Below are 22,874 nucleotides of genomic sequence, written 5' to 3'. Positions count from 1 at the left end.
AAATGGGCAATCAAGACTTAGCGTTGGTATTTGCCACAATATCCAGGCCTCATGTAGCACAACGCTTAATTGCATCCGTTCGTCGCTATTTCCCGGACATGCCAATTTACGTCGCGGACCAGTCGCCGCGCAGCAAAGAGCAGGTCGAGTTCTACCAAAATAATAACTGTAGTGTTGCCTGGATGGAGAAGGATGCCGGGGTTTGCGCCTCTCGCAATGCCGCCGTTGATTTGGTGAAAGAACCCTTCTTTGTGCTTTGTGACGATGACTTTATTCTAGGGCCGGATACAAGTTTTGAGCCTGCTCTGAAAGTGCTGTCAAACGAACACGACGTTGGCGTGGTGGGTGGTCGACTAATAGATATCCACCAGGTGGATGGTGAAGTCTATTCAGAGAATCGATTTTGGGAGTTGTTTTTAAACTACGATGCCAAGAACGGTAAACTGGTCGCAACACCCGTTCATTATTTTGCGCCAGAGCCAAAAACCATCGATGGCATACGTTATTTTGAATGCGATGCTGTAATGAATTTTGCAGTGTTCAGAACATCCATGTTCAGCAGTGAAATAAGGTGGGACCCGCTGTTCAAATCGAACGGAGAGCACGAAGATTTTTACCTAAATCTAAAGATGAAGGGCCATTGGCGTGTCGTTTATACTCCGGAAATTGTAGCTCGACACCATCATCCGGCTCAGAAATCGTACAGTAAGTTGCGCAACCGGAGTGTTGGGTGGGAGCTTTTTTTGAACAAATGGGGGCTCAATCAGTATTTGGAGATTGGTCACGGTCTGCTTGTCAAAAATGCGACCGGGAAAAACCGGGCTCCGGAAATGGGTTACCAAAACTATTACTCGGCCGCGGCCCTGGAAACCCAGAAGAAAATGGTTCCTCAAAATCATCTTCTGATTTCCGACGTTAATAATGAAGTTTGCCCGACAAGCGTTGATACTGATGCATCGCCTGGCAAGAAATATATTCTGAGCGCAAACCTAAAAATTGACCAAAAGGGTACTGTAAACGCGCAAGGGGGTGAGTGGCGGCTAGACCCGGTCGTTGCTAATAATATGGCGCCCAATGATGACGACGACAGCGTTGTTACTCCAGGTGCTATTGTAGCCGATGTATCGCGTCCTACTAAAATGGATGGCGATATTTTGATCTATTTCAAGCCTCGCTTTCGAGGTGAGCAAACTGATGCGGCAGACTCGTCTGCTACCAACAATTTCAACGTATTCTATTCCTTGATCTACAAAGGCGAGTATCTCTCGTATCTTCGTGAGGCACTGATTTTGAATCAGAGAATTCTAATGGATGTCCCTAACGCAATTCTGATCAATTTACCCGCACAAGACCTTGACGATATCGGCGTCGAGTTGACAATGGTCTGCAATGACGAGGTTGTATTTGAGCACTCAGCGCAATTGGATTCACCCACTCAGATGCAAAATGATGTCTCGGTAATGTTTAAGCCAGCAATTAGTCAAAAGCAGGTGAGTGTACCCTTGCCACCACTCGACGCCGAAGAAAGATTGGTGTCGTGACTAGACACAATGGTTGATGCTTGAAGAAACTCCCCTTGCAGTGGTTCGCTGCCCCCCAACAATAGTAAGTGTACTTGAATTGATTAATAGAGTGGGCTTTCGAAACGCTGCCGACTATCGGAGTTGGTCGTCACAACCTCATTGAGGCGATGAGTGGTGCGAGGGGCTGGACGAGGGGGTAAAGCCAGCCCCTCTATCCTGGGGGTGCCGGAGGAGTGTGCATTTTCTCCGTTAACACCAACATAATGAAATGAACCCGATCTCGATATTGGGGGTTCCCCGTAGCTGGTGAAATTGAGCAAAACGTTTCGTTTCCATTTCGTAAACGGTGTGTTTCGCAGTGAGACGTGGACACAATTTTGCCACAATGTGAGACTCTACGCGTGGGCGGCGTGTTTTGATTTTAGAACGTTCTGGTTTTTCCAACTGGATTTGAGGGGGTTATTAGTTCGACGTGCCGCCCCACGAATTTCAAGACAATCGAATTGTACTTGGAGTGAGCCAACTGACCACATTGCGCTTGATTAAGGAAGCAGCCACCATTCAATCATCTGACGCAGCTACTCGTTAGTTGCGGCGCGATTTGAGGGGGTTTGCGTTGTTAAAGTGGGGATAAGAGTCGAGCGCGTCGCAACAGCAACATAGGGTTGCACCACGTTTTGGTTAACTTGGGTTTCTTGCTAGCGTTCTACTTAGTCAAAGACTTTTCTGAACCCGCCAACCTGCAAAGTTGCTGACTGAACAGTGGGGAATCCCGATTCCAAAGTAAAATAAGTGCAAAGCATTTGTTTTTTCCCACTCCAACTTGAGCCCGCCAAAGCAGCGTGTTGCACTTCGTGAGACCAAGCGAACTAGGTTTTGGGAAACTTCATGATTCGATTTAGTCGCCAATCGAGCAGGGCCGTCATTCTTGGGGGGCAGAAGAACAATAAACTCAATTGGTTTGGCTCAAGCCTGCTCAATACCGGCGCGGTTGTGTTCGACGGAAGAGTCCATTTGTATTTTCGTGGGCACGTGGGTACCGACAACAACAACCACGCGGTCGGACTTTGGCGTCAGGGCACTGGCGAATTCAACGCGTACTCCAATTGGGACTAGGAGTCGGACTACATCCTGCACCCAGATGATGTCGATTTTACCGGCTCTGGAACGGGTTGGGGCAAGGCCGCACGCCGTTTGTCCAATCCTGAGGCCTGCGTCTACAACAACGAAGTTTACCTGTATACCATTCTCAAAGGCGCCAAGGGCACTGGCCACGGCATAAATTCGTGGCCGCCGACTTTGCTTTGGAAATCACGCGACGGTTTAAACTTCACTCAAGTTGGGCTTCTGAAGGACGCCTCGGATGATTTCGCGAATTCGATCCATACTGGGGGGATGGGAATTACCCACGACGGTGAAAAGTTTGTGATGCTATCGGCAGCGCTGGATACGGATGGATTCGGATTTGGAGCCGTTGTTCGGACGTCTAGTGACGGGTTGAAGTGGACTGCACCATACGACCTGGCCTTTCCAATGCCCGACACAATCCTGGACAATGACTTTGACGACGAAAGCTGGGTTACGGCGCGTATGTTTGTCGAGGGCGGCCATATTTATGCATTTATTCCGGGCGGCGGTGTTCACAAAGATTACCCGGAAGGGATTGGGCTATGGCGGCAGGAAATCAACAAGGTTGCCACAAAACCTTGGGAAGAGTACTCACAAAATCCAATCTTGATGCGCGGTCCAGCTGGTTCGGTAGATGAAGGCGCAATCTGGTCTCCGTCAGTGATAAAACTCGGCAACAAATTTCATATGTTCTATGAAGGTTGCGGTGCATACGCTTTTAATGCCGGCTCTCCGGAAAGCATCAGTGCCCGCGAAAAACCTTACGGTGGATATGGTGTAACGAATTTTTCCTCAATCTGCCACGCGCAAATGGCAGGTGATGGACTTGAAAAAAGGTGGGGCCAAACGCCAATTGAGCTAGGAAAAACCTACCGTGTCCGTAATCTCAAAACCGGTTTGTGGCTGCGATACCGGGGAACACAAAATGGCGACAAAGTGGAAACGACTCAGTATACCGACTCAATCAATTTCGACTGGGTTATTGAAAAGGATAACGAGTTTTTCCTGTTCAGATGTTCAGCATCACCAAAATACGTTCTGGAGAACCCAGGCCGGGGTTATAATGTTGGTCACGAAATCGGTATCTGGACACAAGGAAGCGGGGACAATCGCCAACAAGAATGGCATCTGGAATTATCTGCCTCGGCAGATACCGCGAATAGTGCATTTATTATTCGCAACCGTCACAGCGGCTTATGTTTATCATCTAATGATACCAAGCAGTCGAGTGTAGGCGAAACTGTCACTCGTCAAGTGGAATTCACGGGTGAGGTTGACCAGCAATGGCGCATAGTTGGGTAGTAGGTCCTTAAGAATTTCATCGTCGAGTGACGATAAGAAGAAGGTTATCCTGTCAGGCGTTGTTCTGAATCTGCGTCGCGCAGGTCGTCTGATTGTTTTTGCCTTATTGCCTCACAGGCTTCTTCCATTGCCAGAACAGCCCTTTCTACCGTTATGGCGATTTCAGGGTTAGCTTGAAGCCATGGATTGTCTCCAACATTCGATTTGAAGCATTCCGTCAGGATGCTTGCCGAATACAGGGCGTCTTTTGCTATTTTGTGATTCATGCAAATCCTCCTAAACAAGATATGCTCATGTAATGTGGAGAAATTTAGGTGGCTAAATGAACTGTAGGTTAAGCGTGAATTAATTGATGCGAGAGTTCACGGCATGTTTTTTTCAAAATCGATTATGGCGTTGTTCGCGATGGTGTCGCTATCTACGGTCTTGGCAGTTGGCGCTGCGGAAATGCAGGCCTCGGGCTTTATATCTCGCTCGGATGATCTAGGGTCTGAGAACTGGTACATTTCCAGTTACAAAAACCAGGCGGCGTGGATCGATACGGCTTGGTCCAGAAAAGCCGTACACTATGATATGGAAGATAAATCGCTCGTACTGAATCTTTACCCGGCGGAAGACGGATCGGGAAAGCAATACGAAGGCGGTGAAGTGCAGCGTCCTGGGCAAACATCTTTTGGTCGCTATGAAGTTGTTATGACCGCTGCTCGCGGTGAGGGCGTAATTTCATCATTTTTCACTTATACCGGCCCGCATTTCCATGCGCCTCATGACGAAATCGACTTTGAGTTTTTGGGCGGCGATACAACCAAAGTTCTGCTTGGAACATTCGTAGATGGAGAAAGGCTGTCGGTCAGAACTGTCAATCTTGGATTTGATGCAGCCGATGAGCCTCACCTGTACGCTTTTGAATGGTTTCCAGATAGCTTGACCTGGTACGCGGATGGGCGAGAGATTTTGCGAGTGACGTCTGATGAAACTCCAATCCCTTCCAATCCCCAGAAGATTTTCGCCAACATCTGGGTTAGTGGTGAAGAGCAAAACGATTGGTCGGGTAACGCACCAAACAACACTCGTGCGTCGGCGCGATACTACTGTGTATCCTATCGACCGCCACAAGCTGATGCCGGTCAATGTTCTGACTGGTGGCCGAGGTGATTGGTGATTTAGCTCCGATAGAAGACATGCTGGCGAGCATATTGCGGTTCAATTTTAGCCCAATTTCAGCGTAAGTGCCCAATTAAGGGCTGTTGGATACCACGATATAAAGAAGGTCTTCGTCGGTCACTCCTTCGACCGGGTAAGTGTTCTGCAAGCGCCAACTTTAACCGGCGCTGTCGCACGTCCTCGGTCTTCAGGGTGTATAACCTAGGTTCCGAACAAAGTTTGATGACTTCCTGAACCGTTGGCGCGCGCATTGCGGTTCGCCCTTTTTCTATTCGTTATTCTTGCGCCACTAAAACCTGGTCGAAGCCTCATGCGGCTTTTGCCTCAATGCCCAGTGCAATTGCACGCGCCTGTGAGAGTCTGGCTATGTCATCCTCTCGCTGTGCCGGCTGTGGCCATGCGCAACATGTGCCCAAAATATGCTTGCATTGTGTCCCGCCATTGCGCGTTTTTCATACATCCACAACGTTCAGGCGGAATACACCCCCCCACGCAGCCCAGAGCACATGGTATCGGATAAATCGAGGGGCTCACCTTCAGGCGGCACCAGTTTGGACAGAGCCCGATCAGAAAGTTTTTTGCGAGCTGTTTCTGTTGGGAGACAAGATTGGCTGGTTGCTGATGGTCCGCTAAATACGATTGATGACTGACGGCAATCATCTCAATATTATTGAAAAAATAGCGAATTGTCCCTTTTTGAGATTGGATAGGTGGGTGGATGTGGTGATTGCTCTGATTTCCACCCCACCTGACCTCAAATCAACTGGTTGAGGTTTCGAGTCTTACTGGGATTGCCGGATTGTTCGGAAAATAAAGAAAATCGGGTATACTCACTGTCAGAGTTAGACAGGAGAATCCCATGCTTTACCCAATTGCATCGCTGGAAGCTGACAAACTGGAAGCTGTACGGGCGCTTGAAAAAGAGATTGGCAGCCCCGTTGTGGCGCTTGCCGCCGTGGATGCGGATTCTGCCGCTCTGCCGAAAGAAGACCTTCGGAAACTGCAGGCACTGGAAGACGAACTGGACGTTGTATTAGTTGCTGTGCGACCAAGTTGATTTGTTGAAAACTCGACTGGCTACTTTCCAACAACTGTTTTTGTGAAAAAATTCTTGCAACCGGTTGCAAAGAGACTCATGGTGTCCCCGAAATAAAGAATCGGGAGGCCTCCATGCTCAGAGTCGGATTGCTTGGTGCCGGGCGCATTGGGCGTGTACATGCGCAGGCCATTGCTGGGCACCCACTAAGCCATCTCTGCGCGGTTTCCGATGCAATTCCTGATGCCGCTGAAAGCCTTGCCGCCGAACAAGGTGCCATGGCGCGCGACTCTATGGACATCATTGCCGACCCGTCGATTGATGCGGTTCTGATTGCTACGCCTACAGACACACATTCTGATCTAATTGAGGCCGCAACCCGGGCCGGTAAGGCAGTTTTGTGCGAAAAGCCCGTTGATCTCAGTTTGGAGCGGGCACGGGCGTGTCAGTCCGCGGCGGCGGAAACTGGCCAGCCGGTGATGGTGGGGTTCAATCGCCGATTTGACCCCAGTTTTTCGGCTTTGAAATCTGCCGCGGATCAGGGTGAAATTGGGGCGCCCGAGATGCTGTCGATCACCTCTTTCGACCCGGCGCCGCCACCGGTCAGTTACATCAAGGTCTCGGGCGGATTGTTCCGGGACATGATGATCCATGATTTCGATATGGCGAACTATCTGATGGGGCAGTTGCCGGTTCAGATTTCGGCTGTTGGCACCTCGATGGTCGACCCCGAGATCGGGCGTGCTGGGGATGTGGATACTGCTGTAGCTACAATGACTTACGCGGATGGTCAGATCGCGGTGATCAAGAACTCGCGCCGGGCCGTGTATGGCTATGATCAGAGGGTCGAAATGCTGGGTTCAGGTGGGTTGTTGCAGGCGCATAACATTCTGGAGAATGCGGTGGTCAAGTCGACCGCTGATGGTGTGACCGGGGCGAAACCCACTTACTTTTTCCTTGAGCGCTATATGCCTGCTTACCGGGCGGAATGGGATGCTTTCGTAAAGGCTCTGCAGGCCGGTTCTGCGATGCCCGTGACGCTTGAGGATGGCGTCGCCGCGCTTGCTATGGCCGAGGCCGCGACCCGATCTGCAAAGTCCGGTCAGCCGGTGGTCATGGATGAAATTTTGAAACCGGTTGCAAAATGAGCCGATATGCGGAAACTTGGGGGAAGCTCCGCCAGCTTCCGGAGTGGAGGAGATTCGGTCCGTCCGAATGATTGGGGCTGAGACCCCGGCAAAAAGACAAACTGTTCTTATGGGAGGAAACCAAATGAATAAGTTCGTAAAGAGCGCTTTGGCTGCCAGCGCATTGGCGCTGGCGTCTGTTACCGGCGCTGCTGCGGAAGGGGAGAAGTACATTCTGGTCAGCCACGCCCCTGACAGCGACAGCTGGTGGAATACGATCAAAAACGGCATCGCGCTTGCGGGCGAGCAGATGGGTGTCGAGGTGGAATATCGCAACCCGCCTACAGGCGATTTGGCCGATATGGCACGGATCATTGATCAGGCTGCGGCGTCAGGGCCGAACGGGATCATTACCACGTTGGCCGATCCCGATATTCTGGAAGGTCCGATCAAGGCTGCAGTTGATTCCGGGATCGACGTTATCATCATGAACACCGGTACGCCGGAAAAGGCCCGCGAAGTAGGTGCCCTGATGTATGTGGGCCAGCCTGAATATGACGCGGGCCTTGCTGCAGGTCAGCGGGCCAAGGCTGACGGCATCGGGTCGTTCCTCTGCGTGAACCACTATATCGTGCAGCCGTCCAGTCAGGAGCGCTGTCAGGGCTTCGCGGATGGTTTGGGTGTCGAACTCGGCGAGCAGATGATCGACGCGGGGCAGGACCCTGCCGAGATCAAGAACCGCGTTCTGGCCTATCTGTCGGCCAACCCCGATACGGATGCGGTGCTGACACTTGGCCCGACCTCGGCTGATCCGACCATTCTGGCGCTGCAGGAAAACGGTATGGCCGGAGACATCTATTTCGGCACGTTCGATCTGGGCGGTGAAATCGTCAAAGGCATCAAGGACGGAACCATCCAGTGGGGTATCGACCAGCAGCCCTTCCTTCAGGCTTATTTGCCGGTTGTGGTGCTGACCAACTACCACCGCTATGGCGTTCTGCCGGGCAACAACATCAACTCGGGTCCGGGTTTTGTAACCGCTGACGGCCTGACCAAGATCGAAGAGTTCGCGGGCGAATACCGCTGATCTTCTCTGGCGCAGCGGGCACCTGTTCGGTGTGCCCGCTGCACCCCAAAAACTCAGAACCCCGCGCGAGGGAGGACCACGATGTCTGAGACAGCTCAATCCACGGCAGGCGGCGACGAACGGATCAAAGAAATCTCACCGCTGCGCCGCGCTCTGATCCGTCCCGAATTGGGTGGGATGGTCGGTACCGTCGCCGTGTTCACCTTTTTCCTGCTTTTTGCCTTCGACAGTGGCATGTTCACCGCCCAAGGGGTGATGAACTGGTCGGTTGTTTCCGCACAATTCATGATCATCGCAGTAGGTGCCTGCCTGCTGATGATCGCGGGTGAATTTGACCTGTCTGTCGGGTCGATGATCGGGTTCGCGGGGATGATGATCGCCATCTTCTCGGTCACCATGAGCTGGCCGGTCTGGATGGCGATTATGGTCACTTTTGTCCTGTGCGTCGCCATAGGGGCGCTGAACGGCTACATCGTTGTCCGCACGGGTCTGCCCAGTTTCATCGTGACGCTGGCGTTTCTGTTCATTCTGCGCGGCTTTACGATTTACCTGCCGCAGACAATCGAGCGCAAAACCATCATCGGTGGGATCAAAGATGCAGCCGAGGGCGATTGGCTGGCGTCGGTCTTTGGCGGCAAGGTCGGGCAGGGGCTATTTGTCTGGCTCGGCGATAACGGCGTGATTGAGGTTTTCGAGCGGGGGTCACGTCAGGGCCAGCCCGTCGTAGACGGCATTCCCATGCTGATCATCTGGGCCATAGTCATCATCATCTTTGGCCATGTGCTGTTGACCAAGACCAAGTTCGGCAATTGGATTTTTGCCGCTGGTGGCGATGCCGAGGCGGCCCGGAACTCGGGCGTGCCGGTTAACAAAGTCAAAATCCTGATGTTTATGTTCACCGCTTTCTGCGCAACCGTCTTTGCCACCTGTCAGGTGATGGAGTTCGGCTCAGCCGGGGCCGATCGTGGTCTTCTGAAGGAATTCGAGGCGATCATTGCCGTGGTCATTGGTGGTGCCTTGCTGACAGGCGGATATGGCTCGGTTCTGGGCGCGGCGCTGGGCGCGCTGATCTTTGGCGTGGTCCAGCAGGGCTTGTTCTTTGCCGGTGTGGAAAGCTCGCTGTTCCGGGTCTTCCTGGGCGTGATCCTACTGGGTGCTGTGATCCTGAACACCTATATCCGTCGCATCATCACAGGAGAACGCTGAGATGACCGAAGATACCAAATTCCATCACGGCGACGCGCAGGGTCAAAAGCCGATCATTCGCATGGTCGATATTCAAAAGCATTTTGGCTCGGTGATTGCGCTGGCGGGTGTCAGTTTTGATCTGAAGCCGGGTGAATGCCATTGCCTTCTCGGCGACAACGGTGCGGGCAAGTCGACCTTCATCAAGACCATGTCCGGCGTGCATAAACCGACGGCGGGTGAGATCTTCTTCGAAGACAAGCCCATGCATTTCGAAGACCCACGCGATGCAATTGCGGCAGGGATTGCGACGGTGCACCAGCATCTGGCGATGATCCCGTTGATGAGCGTCAGCCGTAATTTCTTCATGGGCAACGAGCCGACGCGCAAAGTGGCCGGGATCAACTTCTTCGACAAGAAGCTGGCCGATGAGATCACCATGGAAGAGATGCGCAAGATGGGCATCAACCTGCGTGGCCCGGATCAGGCCGTGGGCACATTGTCAGGCGGTGAACGCCAGACAGTGGCGATTGCTCGTGCTGTGCATTTCGGTGCGAAGATTCTGATCCTGGACGAACCAACCTCGGCCCTCGGGGTGCGTCAGACCTCGAACGTGTTGGCGACCATCGACAAGGTGCGCAGTCAGGGTGTGGGCGTGGTGTTCATCAGCCACAATGTGCGTCATGCGTTGGCTGTGGGGGATCGGTTCACCGTTCTCAATCGGGGTCAGACCTTGGGTACGGCAAGGCGTGGAGAGATCACGCCCGAAGAGTTGCAGGATTTGATGGCAGGTGGTCAGGAACTGGCCGAGCTGGAAGGCTCGCTGGGTGGAACGGTTTAAGCCGTTCCCCCATTCAGGGCCACGGCCCAACATCTAACGAAAATTCAGGATTGGCCAAAACGGCCTTGTGTTGAAAGGGATCACAATGGGCAAAACAGTCCGACTGACCGCAGCGCAAGCTTTGGTGCGCTATCTGGGCGCGCAGATGAACGAGGCCGGAGAGCCTTTCATCGCAGGCGTCTGGGCCATTTTCGGCCACGGCAACGTGGCAGGGCTGGGCGAAGCCCTGCACGCTGTCAAAGACAGCCTGCCGACCTATCGCGGGCATAACGAGCAGACCATGGCCCATTGCGCCATTGCTTATGCCAAGCAGATGCGGCGGACACGGGCGATGGCGGTCACGTCGTCGATTGGGCCGGGGGCGACCAACATGGTGACGGCCGCAGCGTTGGCGCATGTGAACCGCCTGCCGGTTCTATTGCTGCCCGGCGACGTGTTCGCCACACGCGGCCCCGATCCGGTGCTGCAGCAAATCGAGAATTTTGGCGATGGCACTGTCAGCGCCAATGACTGCTTCCGCCCGGTCAGCCGGTACTACGACCGCATCTCACGGCCCGAGCATCTGCTGACCGCCCTGCCGCGCGCCTTCCGCACTATGACGGACCCTGCAGATTGCGGACCGGTGACGCTCGCTTTCTGTCAGGACGTACAGGCCGAAGCCTATGACTATCCCGAGACCTTCTTCGAGCCGCGCGTCTGGTATCAGCGCCGTATCCGCCCGGATGAAGGCGAATTGGCCCGCGCTGTCGCCGCGATCAAGGCGGCCAAGCGCCCGGTGATCGTGGCCGGAGGCGGGGTGCATTACTCGGGCGCAACCGACGCGTTGCAGAGTTTTGTGGAAACCCACAACATTCCGATCACCGAAACGCAGGCGGGTAAATCGGCACTGGCATGGGATCACCCGCTGAACCTCGGACCCGTTGGAGTGACCGGCGGCGAGCCTTCCAATGACGTCTGCGCCGAGGCTGATCTGGTGCTGGCTGTTGGCACGCGCTTGCAGGATTTCACCACCGGCTCATGGGGTCTGTTCTCGAACCCCGAGCGTGAGATGGTGTGCCTGAACACCGCCGCTTACGATGCCGAGAAGCATGGAGCGATGCCGCTGCAATCCGACGCGCTTGTCGGGCTGGAAGAGCTGGGAGCGGCGTTGCAAGGCTATCGGGCCGAGCCTGTAGCAGACACTCTGAAGGCGGAATGGTTTGGTAAGGTCGATAAGCTGACTGACGCGCCCGGTGACGGCAATGCTCTGCCCACCGATATGCAGGTGGTGGGCGCAGTTCAGCGAGCTTCACATAATGATACCGTTGTGATGTGTGCAGCGGGTACCATGCCGGGCGAGTTGCACAAGCTATGGAAAGCACCGCGACCCGGCGCCTATCACATGGAATACGGGTTCAGCTGCATGGGGTACGAGATCGCCGGGGCGATGGGCATCAAGATGGCCCAGCCGGATCGGGATGTGATCTGCTTTACCGGTGACGGCACCTACATGATGGCGAACTCGGAGATGGCGACCGCCGCAATGATGGGTGTGTCCTTCACCGTTGTAATCACCGACAACCGGGGCTTCGGCTGCATCAACCGCTTGCAGATGGGCACCGGTGGGGCCGAGTTTAACAACCTGCTGGATCACGCCGTACATGAGACCCCGTCGGCCATCGACTTCGCGGCCCACGCGGCGGCAATGGGGGCAACCTCGGTCAAGGTCAGCTCGATTGCCGAGCTTGAGGACGCGCTGGCCAAACGCGGTGACATCAAAGGCCCCTATGTAGTGGTCATCGACACCGATCCCTACCCGTCCACAGAATATGGCGGCACGTGGTGGGAAGTGGCGGTGCCCGAGGTCAGCATCCGTCCCGAAGTGAACGAAAAACGTGCGGCCTATGAAGTCGCCATCAAGGAAAGAAACACGAAATGAGCGTGAAAATCGGGATCTCTCCGATCGCGTGGCAGAATGACGATCTGCCGGACCTGACTGCCGCCTACACGATGGAGCAGGCGCTGAAAGAGGCGCGCGAGATCGGCTATACAGGTGTCGAACGCGGACAGCGGATGCCCAGCGATACCGAAGGGCTGCGCGCTTACCTCGAAGGCAACGATATCGCCCTTTGCGGCGGCTGGTGTTCCGGCGCGTCGCTGGTCAACGATTTCTCGACGGAACGCGAGGCCGTGCGCGAACAGGTCGAGCAGTTCGTGGCCCTGAACAGCCCGTGCATTGTTTATGCCGAGTGTTCCAACACTGTGCAGGGGCAGATCGGCACGCCGGTCAACGACCGTCCGAAGTTGTCGAGGGATGAGGTTCTGTCCTATGCTGCCAAGATCACCGAACTGGCGAAATGGATGGCCGATCAGGGTATGACCATGGCCTATCACCATCACATGGGCACAATCATCGAAAGCGAAGATGACGTGAACTGGCTGATGGAGGGTTCAGGCCCCGAGGTGAAGCTGTGTTTTGACACCGGCCATATGCTGTTCGGCGGTGGCGATGTTATGGCAACGCTAAACCGATGGGGCGATCGGGTACATCACGTGCACTTCAAGGATATACGCCCGGTGAACGTTCAGGACACGCGCGAAAACAACCGCAGCTTTCTGGATGCAGTGATTGCCGGGGCCTTCACCGTACCCAGCGATGGCTGCATTGATTTTCAAGCCGTTGCTAATGCACTCAAGTCGATGGACTATGACGGCTGGATTGTGGTCGAGGCCGAGCAGGACCCGGCCAAAGCGCCTCCCTATGAGTATTCCAAGATGGGCTACGACCACATTGTCGAGGTTTGCACGCAGGCAGGATTGGAGATCGCCGCTTAACACACCGCCCCAAGGGCAACACCGAAGCCATGAGAAAGGAGCACGTCATGGTGAATCAAGAGCTTGGATATGTCGGCTATTTTGACCGGGAGTCCTGTGATCTGGATGAATTCAAGGTGTTGACCTCTCAGAACCTTTCGGTTGACGCGGTGCCCTATGCCGCATCGGTTGAAAAGAATGTGCCCGTCTATGACATGCGGGCATTGCGTCCGGTGCTGGAACAGCCCGACAAGCGACGAGCCTTGCTGGTAGAATGGGGGTGGGTTCTGGACAAGTCCGCCGGGGTGATCGCTCTGAAAGGGGCCTATCCTGATACGTCGGTTGTTGATCGGGCCACGGATGTGTTTCATCAGATCATCGACGAGGAGCGTCGGAGTGGAGCCGGTGAAGGCGATCACTTTGCCGCGTCGGGTGCCAATGACCGGATCTGGAATGCGTTGCAAAAGCAATGCCTGCGCGATCCCGAAGGCTTCGCGTTGTATTTTGGGAACACGTCCATCGCCGCCGCCTGCGAAGCGTGGCTTGGGCCGTACTATCAGATGACAGCACAGGTCAATCAGGTGCGCCCCGGCGGTAAGGCGCAACAGGCACATCGGGATTACCACCTTGGATTCCAAAGCGCGGATAGTGCCGCTCGGTTCCCCGCACATGCACACCTTGTCACCGCTTCTTTGACGTTGCAGGGCGCGGTTGCCCATTGCGACATGCCAGTGGAAAGCGGGCCGACGAAGCTGTTGCCGTTCTCGCAGCTCTATCCGCCGGGCTATCTGGCGTTTCACGATGCCGCCCATCGGGATCATTTCGAGGAAACCTATGTTCAGCTACCTCTGTCCAAAGGCGATGCGGTGTTTTTCAACCCAGCGCTGTTCCACGCGGCAGGTGAAAATAGCAGTGCCGAAATTCACCGTATGGCGAACCTGCTGCAAATCTCATCGGCCTTCGGGCGCGCGATGGAGGCGATTGACCGTCGGGCCATGTCACAAGCAGTGTTCCCCTGCCTCGTCGCGCTGAAACAACGCGGCGATCTGAGCGTTGCGGAACTGGACGCCGCGATTGCTGCGACCGCTGAAGGGTATCCGTTCCCGACCAACCTGGACACGGACCCACCGATCGGGGGCAATGCGCCTGCAAGTCAGGCTGACATTCTGCGCCGTGCGATCAGTGAATGCTGGGATGAAGCGCAACTGGCCGAGGCGCTCTCGGCCTTGCATCAAAGGCAAGCTGCCTGACACAAGAACCGGGCGGTCCTCGGTGCTGCCCTCCAAGGAGAAAAACATGGCAGATCTGCTTAAAAAACCCTTTGGAACCCGCGGTAAGGTCCACGACATCACTCCGGCAAGCGCTGGGTGGCGGTATGTTGGGTTCGGCCTTTTTCACCTGCGTGCAGGCGACAAAGCCACCGAGGCGACCGGCGATCGTGAGGTTATTCTGGTCATGGTTGAAGGCAAGGCGCAGATTACCGGGGCCGGGCAGGATTGGGGCGTTCTGGGGGACCGGATGACTGTGTTTGAAAAGACGCCGCCCCATTGTCTTTACCTGCCCAATGGCACCGAATGGGAGGCCGTGGCGGAAACGGATTGTGTCATTGCCGTGTGTTCAGCCCCCGGCAAAGGCGGCCACGAAGCGCGCCGCATCGGCCCCGACGGCATCACCCTGACCGAGCGCGGCAAGGGCGTGAACACACGCTACATCAACAACATCGCGATGGAGGCTGAGGATTATGCCGACAGCCTGCTGGTGACAGAGGTGTTCACACCGAACGGCCACTGGTCCTCGTATCCCAGCCATCGCCATGATGAGGATGATTTCCCCCGGATTACCTATTTGGAGGAAACCTATTACCACCGCCTGAACCCTGGCAACGGGTTCGGCATCCAACGGGTCTATACAGATGACGGTCAGTTGGATGAGACGATGGCGGTGTCGGATGGCGATGTTGTGACCGTCCCGCGTGGTCATCACCCTTGCGGAGCCCCCTATGGGTTCGAGATGTATTATCTGAACGTCATGGCTGGCCCGTTACGGAAATGGCGGTTCGTCCCGGCCCCCGAGGTCGAATGGATCATGGAACGCGACGGATGACGCCCGAGATTGCCGCTATTCCAGCCTGAAAGGCGTCCGTCTTCGCTGCCGAAAGGGCAGGGTGCATCGGGGTGCGCGATCTACGCCAAGCCTTTACCTTTGCGGTGGCGCTCCAAAGGCGCGAATAACGGTGCGCGCGGCGGCTTCGACCGGGTCATGCGTTTCCTTCAAGATGGTCACGCGGTCGAACCTGTCAGGGTCGCTGTTCACCGCCTCGCGCAGGGCGGCACCAAATGCCATGCGCAGCTCGGTCCCGATATTGAACTTGCAGATCGAGGTTTCGCGGGCGAGGCGCTTGCGCTGGTCGATCGGAACGCCAGAGCCGCCGTGGATGACCAGAGGCACCTCGGTCACGGCGTCGATCTGGCGGATGCGGTCTTCGTCCAGACCGCCTTCCTTGTTCTGTTGCAGGTGGACGTTGCCGACCGAAATTGCCATTGCATCCACGCCGCTTTCGCGCGCGAATTGAGCTGCCTCGGCCGGGTCAGTGCCGTTTGATCCTTCTCCGCCGGAATAGCCGACGAACCCGATCTCGCCCTCGCACGAGATGTCAGCGGCATGGGCCATTTCGGCAATTGCGGCGGTTTCGTCGATGTTCTGCTGCAAGGGCTTGCGAGACCCGTCGAACATCAGCGAGGTAAAGCCGCTGTCCAACGCGATCTTGCACTCTTCAAACGTGTAACCATGATCCAGATGGGCCACGACAGGGACCGAGGCGTTTTCAGCCAAGTGACGGAACATCTTCCCCAGAATGGGCAGCGGCGTGTGTTCGCGGCAGCTGGGGCCTGCTTGCAATATGATGGGCGCATTCTCCGCCTCGGCGGCGGCAACATAGGCGCGCATATCTTCCCAGCCCAGAGTCACAAGGCCGCCAACGGCGTAGCCTTGCTCATATGCGGGTTGCAGGACGTCTTTCAGTGTGACGAGGGTCATTTGAACTTCGCGATCATGTCTTTGATGCCCGGAATCGTCTCGATCTGATAGGCGTGGGTTGGTTGAAAATACTGCACCAATGAACGCTGGCTGAGGCCGCCGAGGATGGTGAAATAGTACATCTCATACCCCGGCAGAACGCAGCAGGGGTGATAGCCCGTGTCGATGCAGATCGTCGAGCCATCGACGATGTGATAAGCGTCACCCGGCTCGTTATCCTCGCGCTGCAGCATCTGCAGGCCCGAGCCCCAATTGGGTTTGAAGCGGAAATTGTAGGTCTCGTCGTGTCGAGACTCATCGGGCAAGCGATTAGTATCGTGCTTGTGGCTGGGGAAGCCGGACCAGCCGCCCTGACCAACGGTGAACAGTTCGCTGACCAACAATCGACCCACCTTGCCATGCTGCTTCTGGCCCAGGATGTGTTTGATCTTGCGATGGGTTTTGGTGTCGTCGCTGCCATATTGCACAAGGTCATGTTCGCGCACGTCGAACGGGTCCAGCACCTTGTCGTACTTGGCCCCGGCGATGAACACTTCGGTCTCGTCCGAGACACAGACCATTTGCACTTTGGCGCCGACCGGAACGTAAACACCTTGGGGTTCGCCATCCCAGACATCTTCGCCCCGGTTGCCCAGCTTGGAGAATTGTACGCCTGCGACGTCGACATCCACGCTGCCGGTCGCGGGCACAATGCAGGTCTCATACCCCGGCACCTGATATTCAAATGCATCGCCCTTTTTTAGTTTCACGATGTTGAAATAGTTCAGCGGCACCGTCGGGTCGTCGGCGTCGACGATAGGTTTGTTCTGATTGTCGTAGGGCGCGATATGCATGGGAAACTCCTATGTGGTCGGGCCGGGATGTTCTGCCAGAAACGTATCCAGTTCCGGCGTCGTGGGCATGGCAGGTGCGCAACCGGGCTGCGACACCACGATCGAGGCGCAGGCCGAGCCGCGCATGACTGCGTCCTCCAGCGAATGCCCCGCTGCGACTGAGGCCAGTAGTCCGGCCATGAAACTGTCACCCGCACCGTTGGGTTTGACGGCGGTTATGGGGTAGATGCCGGTGTGGATTTCTTGCCCGTCGACCAGCGTGACCGCGCCTTTCTCACCCATCTTGTAGATGACGATACGGCCCGGTTTCTCGGCCAGTTCCTTGGCCTTGGCGAAACCCCTGTCGAGGCCGCCAGCCATGAAACCGAACTCTTCATCATTGCCGACGATCAGGTCGCTGGCCTCTCCGGCACGGGACAGCACGTCTGCGGCCACCTCGGGCGAGGGCCAGCTATAGGGGCGATAGTCGATGTCGAAGATAATCGGCAGGCCCACCGCGCGGGCATTGTCAAAGGCGCGGAACGTGGCGCTGCGCGAGGGTTCGGCGGCAAATACCGTGCCGGCAGAGATCACGGCTGAAAAGGCTGTGAAATCGACCCTGTCCATGTCTTCTACGGTGACCTGAAAATCGACCGCGCCATTTCGATAGATGACGTTCTGAAAATTGTCGATCCGGCTTTCGTAAACAGCCAGAGACATGCGGTATTCACCCCCCAGAACGCGGATATAGGACGTGTCCACGCCGTAATGGTGCAGCCGGTTCAGACAGAACCGCCCCACCGCATCATCCGAGATCGAGGTGATCAGTGAGGCTTGACTGCCCAGCTTGACCAGACCCGCGCAGATATTCGCGGATGACCCGCCCAGATCGGCGTGGAACGTATCGGCATCCTCGCTTTTCACGCCGATGGGGTCGGCATACAGGTCCATGCCTGCGCGCCCCAGCACGGCAAAGCGGTTTCCTTTGATACCGTCTATCAAAGCGCTCACGTCATATCCTCCGGCAAGTGGGGTCGGCAAAGTTTGGACCTTGCGCTGAATCGATTCACACGATACTGATTTTGCAACCGGTTGCAAATGATATGTTCGGAGCCGTTACAGATGCCTGAAATCGGAATTGGAATCGTAGGTGGCGGCTATATGGGGAAGGCCCATTCAGTCGCTATGTCGGCTGTAGGGGCGGTGTTCAACACGGCGCTGCGCCCGCGTCTTGAGATGATCTGCGCCTCAAGCCCCGAAAGCGCCGAGCGGTATCGGGTGGCCTATGGGTTCAAACGCGCGACCGAGGATTGGTGGGTGTTGGTCAATGACCCGGCGGTCGAGGCCGTGGTCATCGCCTCGCCCCAGGAAACCCATCATCAGATCGCCGAGGCGGCCTTTGCTTTGGGCAAGCCGGTGCTGTGCGAAAAACCTCTGGGCGCGTCGATGGAAGACGGAGCGGCGATGGTCGCCGCTGCTGAGGCGGCAGGCGTCACCAATATGGTCGGGTTCAACTATGTCCGCACGCCAGCTACGCAATACGCGCGCAAGCTGATCGCGGATGGTGAGCTGGGCGAGATCACTTGGTTCCGGGGGGAACACACCGAAGATTTCTTTGCCGATCCCGAAGCACCAGCTACGTGGCGCACCACGGGCATGGCGAACGGCACGATTGGTGACCTCGCCCCGCATATGGTCAACGGCGCTTTGGCCCTGATGGGACCGATCAAGGCCGTGATGGCAGAGGTTGAAACCGTCCACGACACCCGCCCCGGCGGCAAGGTCACCAATGACGACCACGCCCAGATTATGTGTCGGTTCCAGAACGGCGCGATGGGGAATATCTATGTCAGCCGTATCTCAACCGGGCGGAAAATGGGCTACGCCTATGAAATTTCCGGCACCAAAGGCGCGCTGCGGTTCGATCAGGAAGACCAGAACGCGCTGTGGTTCTATCGCCGCGAAGGCCCCGAGGCCCAGCGTGGTTTCACCAAAATCCTGACCGGCCCGGCGCATCCCGATTACGAACCCTTCTGTCAGGGTCCGGGCCATGGAACCGGTTATCAGGATCAGATCATCATCGAGGCAAAGGATTTCCTTGAGGCGATCCATACCGGCCAACCGATCTGGCCCACCTTCCGCGACGGGCATGAGGTCAACCGGGTGCTGGCCGCCGCGTTGGCCTCGTCCGAGCGTCAGACATGGCAAGACATAAGCGATTTCTGATCGCGCAAAAGTAAACCCTTAAGAGAGACAAGTACCATGGCAAAGCTGAGATGGGGCATGATTGGTGGCGGCGAAGGCAGCCAGATTGGTCCAGCCCACCGATTGGGGGCGTTGGCAGACGGGATGTTCGAATTCGCTGCCGGCGCGCTGGATCATCGCCCGGATGTGGGCCGGGAATACGCGCAGCGTCTGGGGGTTGCCGCGGACCGCGCCTATGGTGACTGGCAGGAAATGCTGGCCGGAGAAAAGGACCGCGACGACCGGATTGATCTGGTAACAATCGCCACGCCGAACTCGACTCATTTCGAGATCGCCAAGGCGTTTCTTGAGGCTGGGTTCCATGTGCTGTGCGAAAAGCCGATGACCATGACGGTGGAAGAGGGCGAAGAGATCGTCCGCGTTGCCGAAGCCTCGGGCAAAATCTGCGCGGTGAACTATTGCTATTCCGCCTATCCGATGGTCCGGCAGGCGCGTGCGATGGTGCGGGCCGGGGAAATTGGAAAGGTGCGCTTGGTCGTGACCAGTTTCAGCCACGGCCATCACGGGGACGCCACGGACGCCGACAACCCCCGTGTCCGTTGGCGCTATGACCCTGCAATGGCAGGGGTTTCAGGCCAGTTTGCCGATTGCGGTATCCACGCACTGCACATGGCCAGCTTCATCTGTGACGACGAGGTCAAGACATTGTCTGCCGATATGGCTTCGACCATTCCAAGCCGTGAGTTGGAAGATGACGCCATGATCAACTTCCGTATGGAGGGCGGCACCGTGGGACGTCTGTGGACCTCGTCGGTGGCCATCGGGCGGCAGCACGGGTTCGACATTCAGGTGTTTGGTGAGACAGGTGGTTTGCATTGGGAATCCGAGCAACCCAACCAGCTGATCTATACGCCTGTTGGGGGGCGCACGCAGATCATCGAAAAGGGGGAAAGCGGGTTGCATGACGAAGTGCAGCGCCTGTCCCGTGTCGCCATTGCGCATCCCGAAGGGTTTCCGTTGGCTGTGGCCAACATCTATTGCGATCTGGCCGACGCGATCCGGGGTGAAATCCGGGATGGCCTGCCGGGGGCGGCGGACGGAGTCCGCTCAATCGCCGCAGTCCACGCTGCCGTGGCGTCGGGGAAAGAAGAGGGTGCCTGGAAAGACGCGCGCCCGCCGATGTTCCGCTGATTATAGGCGGGGCTGCAATGTGCCCCGTTCGATAACCCGACAGGGAAAGATACGAGCCTCGGGGTATCTCTGAGGCTCTTTCAGCATCTCCTCGACCAGATCAACGGACGAGGTGATGATCTGTTTGATCGGCTGATGAATCGTCGTCAGGTCGATGTTCTCCCAGCGCGACATCTCCATGTCGTTCAGGCCGATGACGCCGACATCCTTGCCCGGCTTTAATCCGTGGTCGCGCAGGGCAGACAATGCTCCGATGGACAGAATGTCGTCGCCGCAGAAATAACCCTCGGCAGGGGCGCCCGCCAAAAGGCGCAGCATCTCGGCGCGTCCGGCTTCGAAAGAATAGGCGCCGGCAAAAGAATGCGACACTTCAAGATCAGGGTGTTTTTCGACCTCTTCCATGAACCCACGATATCGGTCCATGGCCGAGGTCGCGTCCTTTGGCCCACCCAGATACGCCACACGCTGATACCCGCGCGCCAGCAGCTCGCGGGCCGCCATGCGCCCACATTCGACATTGTCGATTCCCACCACATGGACCTCGGGCGAGGTTGCCGAACGCCCGAATGTATGCACCACCGGCACGCCCGCATCGTGGAATGCCTTGGCGAAGCTGGGTGGCAGGGTTGATGAGGCCACGATGGCGGCATCCACCGAATATTGCCGTAGCATCCGCACCGAGTTGGCAGGTTCGGTTTCATCCGTCAGGTTGACGATCAACGGTCGCAGCCCGCGTTCCTGCAAGGCGCGGGTGAATTGGTCGAACACCTCAAGAAAAATCGGGTTGTGAAAGTTGTTCGAGATCAGACCGATCAGCTTGGTTCGTCCGGTGGTCAGAGAGGACGCCAGGGCATTGGGACTGTACCCCAGCTCTTTCGCGGCCTTTTCGACCTTGTTGCGGGTCTTGGCCGAAACCGACGCGCCTTCGGTAAAGGTACGCGACACGGCCGAGCGCGACACACCGGCCAGCGCGGCGACGTCTTTCAGCGTAACACTCATGACGAGCACCCGCAGAATGAAGGAGGGCTATAAAGCGATGTCATAGGGGAAATACTATGCACCATCGGCCAGAACTTGCAATCGGTTGCAAGGCGGCGGCTGTTTAATAGTCAATCGGTGGATTGGTGGGTGATGAGAGACTAGAATGTCCAGACGTTTCCGGTTTAAACGCAGCGCTGCATCGACTGCCGCAGGGGCTATGGGGCAATTGTCCCGCTGCGATCCTTAGATAGGGGCTCCTAAAAATGTGTTGCAAATTCTTGTCGACCCGCACTTTTTAAGTAGAGGAAAACCAATCCAAGTATTCGCAACGCAACTACGCACCAAGGCGGAACTTGGTTGGTGTCATTCCGGTTTGACCTCGGAAAAAGCGAGTGAAATGGGACTTGTCAGAATAACCGAGCATCAGACCAATCTCGGTAATTGTCATCTGGTCTCCCTTGAGGTGCTCCTTGGCGACATCGACACGCAGCCGTTTGATTTCGCGCGGTAGCGTTGTGCCTTGTTGCTGAAGCGCTTTCAGAAACCGTTCCGGCTGTATTCCAAGCAATCCAGCCACCACCTTTGGTCCCAAATCGGTTTCATCCAGTTTGTCGCGTAAGACAGATCGCAAAGCTGCCACCACGGTTACTTCTTCATCTTGTTGAGGCGAGGCCAAGGGCTTGGCAGAACCTTCAGAGACATGGCGCAAAAACAACCATTCCACAGGAAAACTAATTTGCATTCCGGGATCAGTCCCTAGGCCAACCTCGATCCCTTTGTAGTCGACAGGCAAGCCATTGATATATCTGCTTTCCCATCGCACGCGGGAAGAATCCCAGAAATCTCCGACGACGGTTTGCAATAGACGTACATAGATTGCCGCACCAAAACCGGTCACCTGAATGGGTGGAACAGTTGGTTCCTGTTGCCTCTCGATACGATAAGTCGCTTTGTCTGCTTCAATGACAAGGCTGTGCCGCACAGAATTGGTTTCCTGTGGTACAAGCCCCACGAAACGGGCAAAAAACTCGAACAGTGACTTTGTAGATTGCAGGGCCTGGGCGAACGGAGGCCATCCTTCCAGATCAAAAGTCTCACCTACATTCAGTCCAAGATATCGATCCCCTGACAAGTCTGAGAAGGCATTTAACAGACCGTAGACCAGCTCTGAGTGCACATAGACAGATGGGTCAGACAACAGTTTGGCCTTCAAGCCGACCTGATCCAAAGCTGGTTGCGGATCGATCTCATGGTCGATGAGATGTTGCAGAAACGGAGCAGCTAAGGTGAGGCGAATAAAGCCCTCGCTATGCTCTTGAGAGGTGGAGTTGAAAGGCAATCCCGTCACCCTCTTTAGGATCAAATGCTTGTTTGAGCAGCCTCATCTGACTGGTCCAAGTTGATTGTTAGTGCATCATCGGCCTGTGATCCATCGGGACGATGGTTTCGGGCGCTGGCGGGCG

Annotated in this window: 20 protein-coding genes; 14 read left to right on the top strand and 6 right to left on the bottom strand. The window is 56.0% G+C overall.

Features of this window, described 5'->3' with window-relative positions:
• Window positions 1–2: 2 nt before the first annotated feature.
• Both ACR0LN_RS21105 and ACR0LN_RS21100 read left to right on the top strand, forming a co-directional pair.
• A complete protein-coding gene (locus tag ACR0LN_RS21105) occupies window positions 3–1,541 on the top strand; it encodes a glycosyltransferase family 2 protein (RefSeq protein WP_480432507.1) in 1,539 nt (512 codons plus the stop codon).
• Window positions 1,542–2,717: 1,176 nt separating this feature from the next.
• Complete coding sequence (locus tag ACR0LN_RS21100; RefSeq protein WP_480432506.1) at window positions 2,718–3,953, top strand: RICIN domain-containing protein; 1,236 nt, start codon at window positions 2,718–2,720, stop codon at window positions 3,951–3,953.
• A gap of 44 nt (window positions 3,954–3,997) precedes the next feature.
• Here ACR0LN_RS21100 and ACR0LN_RS21095 read toward each other — a convergent pair whose 3' ends face one another.
• A complete protein-coding gene (locus ACR0LN_RS21095) occupies window positions 3,998–4,219 on the bottom strand; it encodes a hypothetical protein (protein WP_480432505.1) in 222 nt (73 codons plus the stop codon).
• 103 nt (window positions 4,220–4,322) lie between these two features.
• Between ACR0LN_RS21095 and ACR0LN_RS21090 the strand changes: the two genes are divergently transcribed.
• The 10 genes from ACR0LN_RS21090 (at window position 4,323) to iolB (ending at window position 15,289) form a co-directional block, all read left to right on the top strand.
• Window positions 4,323–5,108, top strand: coding sequence for a family 16 glycosylhydrolase (locus tag ACR0LN_RS21090; RefSeq protein ID WP_480432503.1), 786 nt, complete (start codon window positions 4,323–4,325; stop codon window positions 5,106–5,108).
• 868 nt (window positions 5,109–5,976) lie between these two features.
• Window positions 5,977–6,174: a hypothetical protein gene (locus ACR0LN_RS21085; protein ID WP_480432502.1), complete on the top strand. Its 198-nt coding sequence runs from the start codon at window positions 5,977–5,979 to the stop codon at window positions 6,172–6,174.
• A 113-nt stretch (window positions 6,175–6,287) separates the two neighbouring features.
• The gene (gene iolG / locus ACR0LN_RS21080; RefSeq protein WP_480432500.1) at window positions 6,288–7,301 is read left to right on the top strand and encodes an inositol 2-dehydrogenase; all 1,014 of its coding nucleotides are present in this window, start codon (window positions 6,288–6,290) and stop codon (window positions 7,299–7,301) included.
• A 124-nt stretch (window positions 7,302–7,425) separates the two neighbouring features.
• Window positions 7,426–8,367 (top strand): sugar ABC transporter substrate-binding protein, encoded by a 942-nt coding sequence (locus tag ACR0LN_RS21075; RefSeq protein ID WP_480432497.1) that lies wholly within the window; start codon window positions 7,426–7,428, stop codon window positions 8,365–8,367.
• Window positions 8,368–8,448: 81 nt separating this feature from the next.
• Complete coding sequence (locus ACR0LN_RS21070; RefSeq protein ID WP_480432495.1) at window positions 8,449–9,573, top strand: ABC transporter permease; 1,125 nt, start codon at window positions 8,449–8,451, stop codon at window positions 9,571–9,573.
• Window position 9,574: 1 nt separating this feature from the next.
• Window positions 9,575–10,393, top strand: coding sequence for an ATP-binding cassette domain-containing protein (locus ACR0LN_RS21065; protein WP_480432493.1), 819 nt, complete (start codon window positions 9,575–9,577; stop codon window positions 10,391–10,393).
• An 85-nt stretch (window positions 10,394–10,478) separates the two neighbouring features.
• Window positions 10,479–12,311 carry a 3D-(3,5/4)-trihydroxycyclohexane-1,2-dione acylhydrolase (decyclizing) gene (gene iolD, locus ACR0LN_RS21060; protein WP_480432491.1) on the top strand — a complete coding sequence of 611 codons (1,833 nt, stop codon included), beginning with the start codon at window positions 10,479–10,481 and terminating at the stop codon, window positions 12,309–12,311.
• The gene (gene iolE, locus ACR0LN_RS21055) at window positions 12,308–13,207 is read left to right on the top strand and encodes a myo-inosose-2 dehydratase (protein WP_480432489.1); all 900 of its coding nucleotides are present in this window, start codon (window positions 12,308–12,310) and stop codon (window positions 13,205–13,207) included. Before iolD ends, iolE begins: the two co-directional genes overlap by 4 nt.
• A gap of 47 nt (window positions 13,208–13,254) precedes the next feature.
• Complete coding sequence (locus ACR0LN_RS21050) at window positions 13,255–14,436, top strand: phytanoyl-CoA dioxygenase family protein (RefSeq protein WP_480432488.1); 1,182 nt, start codon at window positions 13,255–13,257, stop codon at window positions 14,434–14,436.
• Window positions 14,437–14,482: 46 nt separating this feature from the next.
• Complete coding sequence (gene iolB / locus ACR0LN_RS21045) at window positions 14,483–15,289, top strand: 5-deoxy-glucuronate isomerase (protein WP_480432486.1); 807 nt, start codon at window positions 14,483–14,485, stop codon at window positions 15,287–15,289.
• Between the two features lie 93 nt (window positions 15,290–15,382).
• Here the strand turns inward: iolB and ACR0LN_RS21040 are convergent, their stop codons facing one another.
• The 3 genes from ACR0LN_RS21040 to iolC are packed head-to-tail and all read right to left on the bottom strand — an operon-like array spanning window position 15,383 to window position 18,045.
• Window positions 15,383–16,222, bottom strand: a complete 840-nt coding sequence (locus tag ACR0LN_RS21040) for a class II fructose-bisphosphate aldolase (protein WP_480432485.1) — start codon at window positions 16,220–16,222, stop codon at window positions 15,383–15,385.
• Complete coding sequence (locus ACR0LN_RS21035) at window positions 16,219–17,055, bottom strand: 5-deoxy-glucuronate isomerase (protein ID WP_480432483.1); 837 nt, start codon at window positions 17,053–17,055, stop codon at window positions 16,219–16,221. The genes ACR0LN_RS21040 and ACR0LN_RS21035 overlap by 4 nt, the downstream gene beginning before the upstream one ends.
• A gap of 9 nt (window positions 17,056–17,064) precedes the next feature.
• A complete protein-coding gene (gene iolC, locus ACR0LN_RS21030) occupies window positions 17,065–18,045 on the bottom strand; it encodes a 5-dehydro-2-deoxygluconokinase (protein WP_480432482.1) in 981 nt (326 codons plus the stop codon).
• Window positions 18,046–18,156: 111 nt separating this feature from the next.
• Between iolC and ACR0LN_RS21025 the strand changes: the two genes are divergently transcribed.
• On the top strand, window positions 18,157–19,260 hold the full coding sequence (locus ACR0LN_RS21025; RefSeq protein ID WP_480432480.1) for a Gfo/Idh/MocA family protein: 1,104 nt from the start codon (window positions 18,157–18,159) through the stop codon (window positions 19,258–19,260).
• 36 nt (window positions 19,261–19,296) lie between these two features.
• Window positions 19,297–20,430, top strand: a complete 1,134-nt coding sequence (locus tag ACR0LN_RS21020; RefSeq protein WP_480432478.1) for a Gfo/Idh/MocA family protein — start codon at window positions 19,297–19,299, stop codon at window positions 20,428–20,430.
• On the opposite strand, the gene ACR0LN_RS21015 is transcribed toward ACR0LN_RS21020, so the two are convergent.
• Entirely contained in the window at window positions 20,431–21,429 is a 999-nt protein-coding gene (locus ACR0LN_RS21015) for a LacI family DNA-binding transcriptional regulator (protein ID WP_480432476.1), read from the bottom strand. It abuts the gene before it with no gap.
• Between the two features lie 316 nt (window positions 21,430–21,745).
• Window positions 21,746–22,759, bottom strand: coding sequence for a helix-turn-helix domain-containing protein (locus ACR0LN_RS21010; RefSeq protein WP_480432475.1), 1,014 nt, complete (start codon window positions 22,757–22,759; stop codon window positions 21,746–21,748).
• Window positions 22,760–22,874: the final 115 nt, after the last annotated feature.

Source organism: Ruegeria sp. AA6 (genome assembly GCF_056542865.1).
This window is presented reverse-complemented; position numbering and strand designations above follow the sequence as displayed.

Bases quoted from the DNA above. Each gene is read 5' to 3' on its own strand.
- ACR0LN_RS21090 (WP_480432503.1), top strand. From the start codon at position 4,323: ATGTTTTTTTCAAAATCGATTATGGCGTTGTTCGCGATGGTGTCGCTA.
- ACR0LN_RS21065 (WP_480432493.1), top strand. From the start codon at position 9,575: ATGACCGAAGATACCAAATTCCATCACGGCGACGCGCAGGGTCAAAAG.
- ACR0LN_RS21070 (WP_480432495.1), top strand. From the start codon at position 8,449: ATGTCTGAGACAGCTCAATCCACGGCAGGCGGCGACGAACGGATCAAA.
- ACR0LN_RS21040 (WP_480432485.1), bottom strand. From the start codon at position 16,222: ATGACCCTCGTCACACTGAAAGACGTCCTGCAACCCGCATATGAGCAA.
- ACR0LN_RS21075 (WP_480432497.1), top strand. From the start codon at position 7,426: ATGAATAAGTTCGTAAAGAGCGCTTTGGCTGCCAGCGCATTGGCGCTG.
- ACR0LN_RS21035 (WP_480432483.1), bottom strand. From the start codon at position 17,055: ATGCATATCGCGCCCTACGACAATCAGAACAAACCTATCGTCGACGCC.
- ACR0LN_RS21050 (WP_480432488.1), top strand. From the start codon at position 13,255: ATGGTGAATCAAGAGCTTGGATATGTCGGCTATTTTGACCGGGAGTCC.
- ACR0LN_RS21095 (WP_480432505.1), bottom strand. From the start codon at position 4,219: ATGAATCACAAAATAGCAAAAGACGCCCTGTATTCGGCAAGCATCCTG.
- iolD (WP_480432491.1), top strand. From the start codon at position 10,479: ATGGGCAAAACAGTCCGACTGACCGCAGCGCAAGCTTTGGTGCGCTAT.
- ACR0LN_RS21085 (WP_480432502.1), top strand. From the start codon at position 5,977: ATGCTTTACCCAATTGCATCGCTGGAAGCTGACAAACTGGAAGCTGTA.
- ACR0LN_RS21105 (WP_480432507.1), top strand. From the start codon at position 3: ATGGGCAATCAAGACTTAGCGTTGGTATTTGCCACAATATCCAGGCCT.
- iolE (WP_480432489.1), top strand. From the start codon at position 12,308: ATGAGCGTGAAAATCGGGATCTCTCCGATCGCGTGGCAGAATGACGAT.
- iolB (WP_480432486.1), top strand. From the start codon at position 14,483: ATGGCAGATCTGCTTAAAAAACCCTTTGGAACCCGCGGTAAGGTCCAC.
- ACR0LN_RS21015 (WP_480432476.1), bottom strand. From the start codon at position 21,429: ATGAGTGTTACGCTGAAAGACGTCGCCGCGCTGGCCGGTGTGTCGCGC.
- iolG (WP_480432500.1), top strand. From the start codon at position 6,288: ATGCTCAGAGTCGGATTGCTTGGTGCCGGGCGCATTGGGCGTGTACAT.
- ACR0LN_RS21020 (WP_480432478.1), top strand. From the start codon at position 19,297: ATGGCAAAGCTGAGATGGGGCATGATTGGTGGCGGCGAAGGCAGCCAG.
- ACR0LN_RS21025 (WP_480432480.1), top strand. From the start codon at position 18,157: ATGCCTGAAATCGGAATTGGAATCGTAGGTGGCGGCTATATGGGGAAG.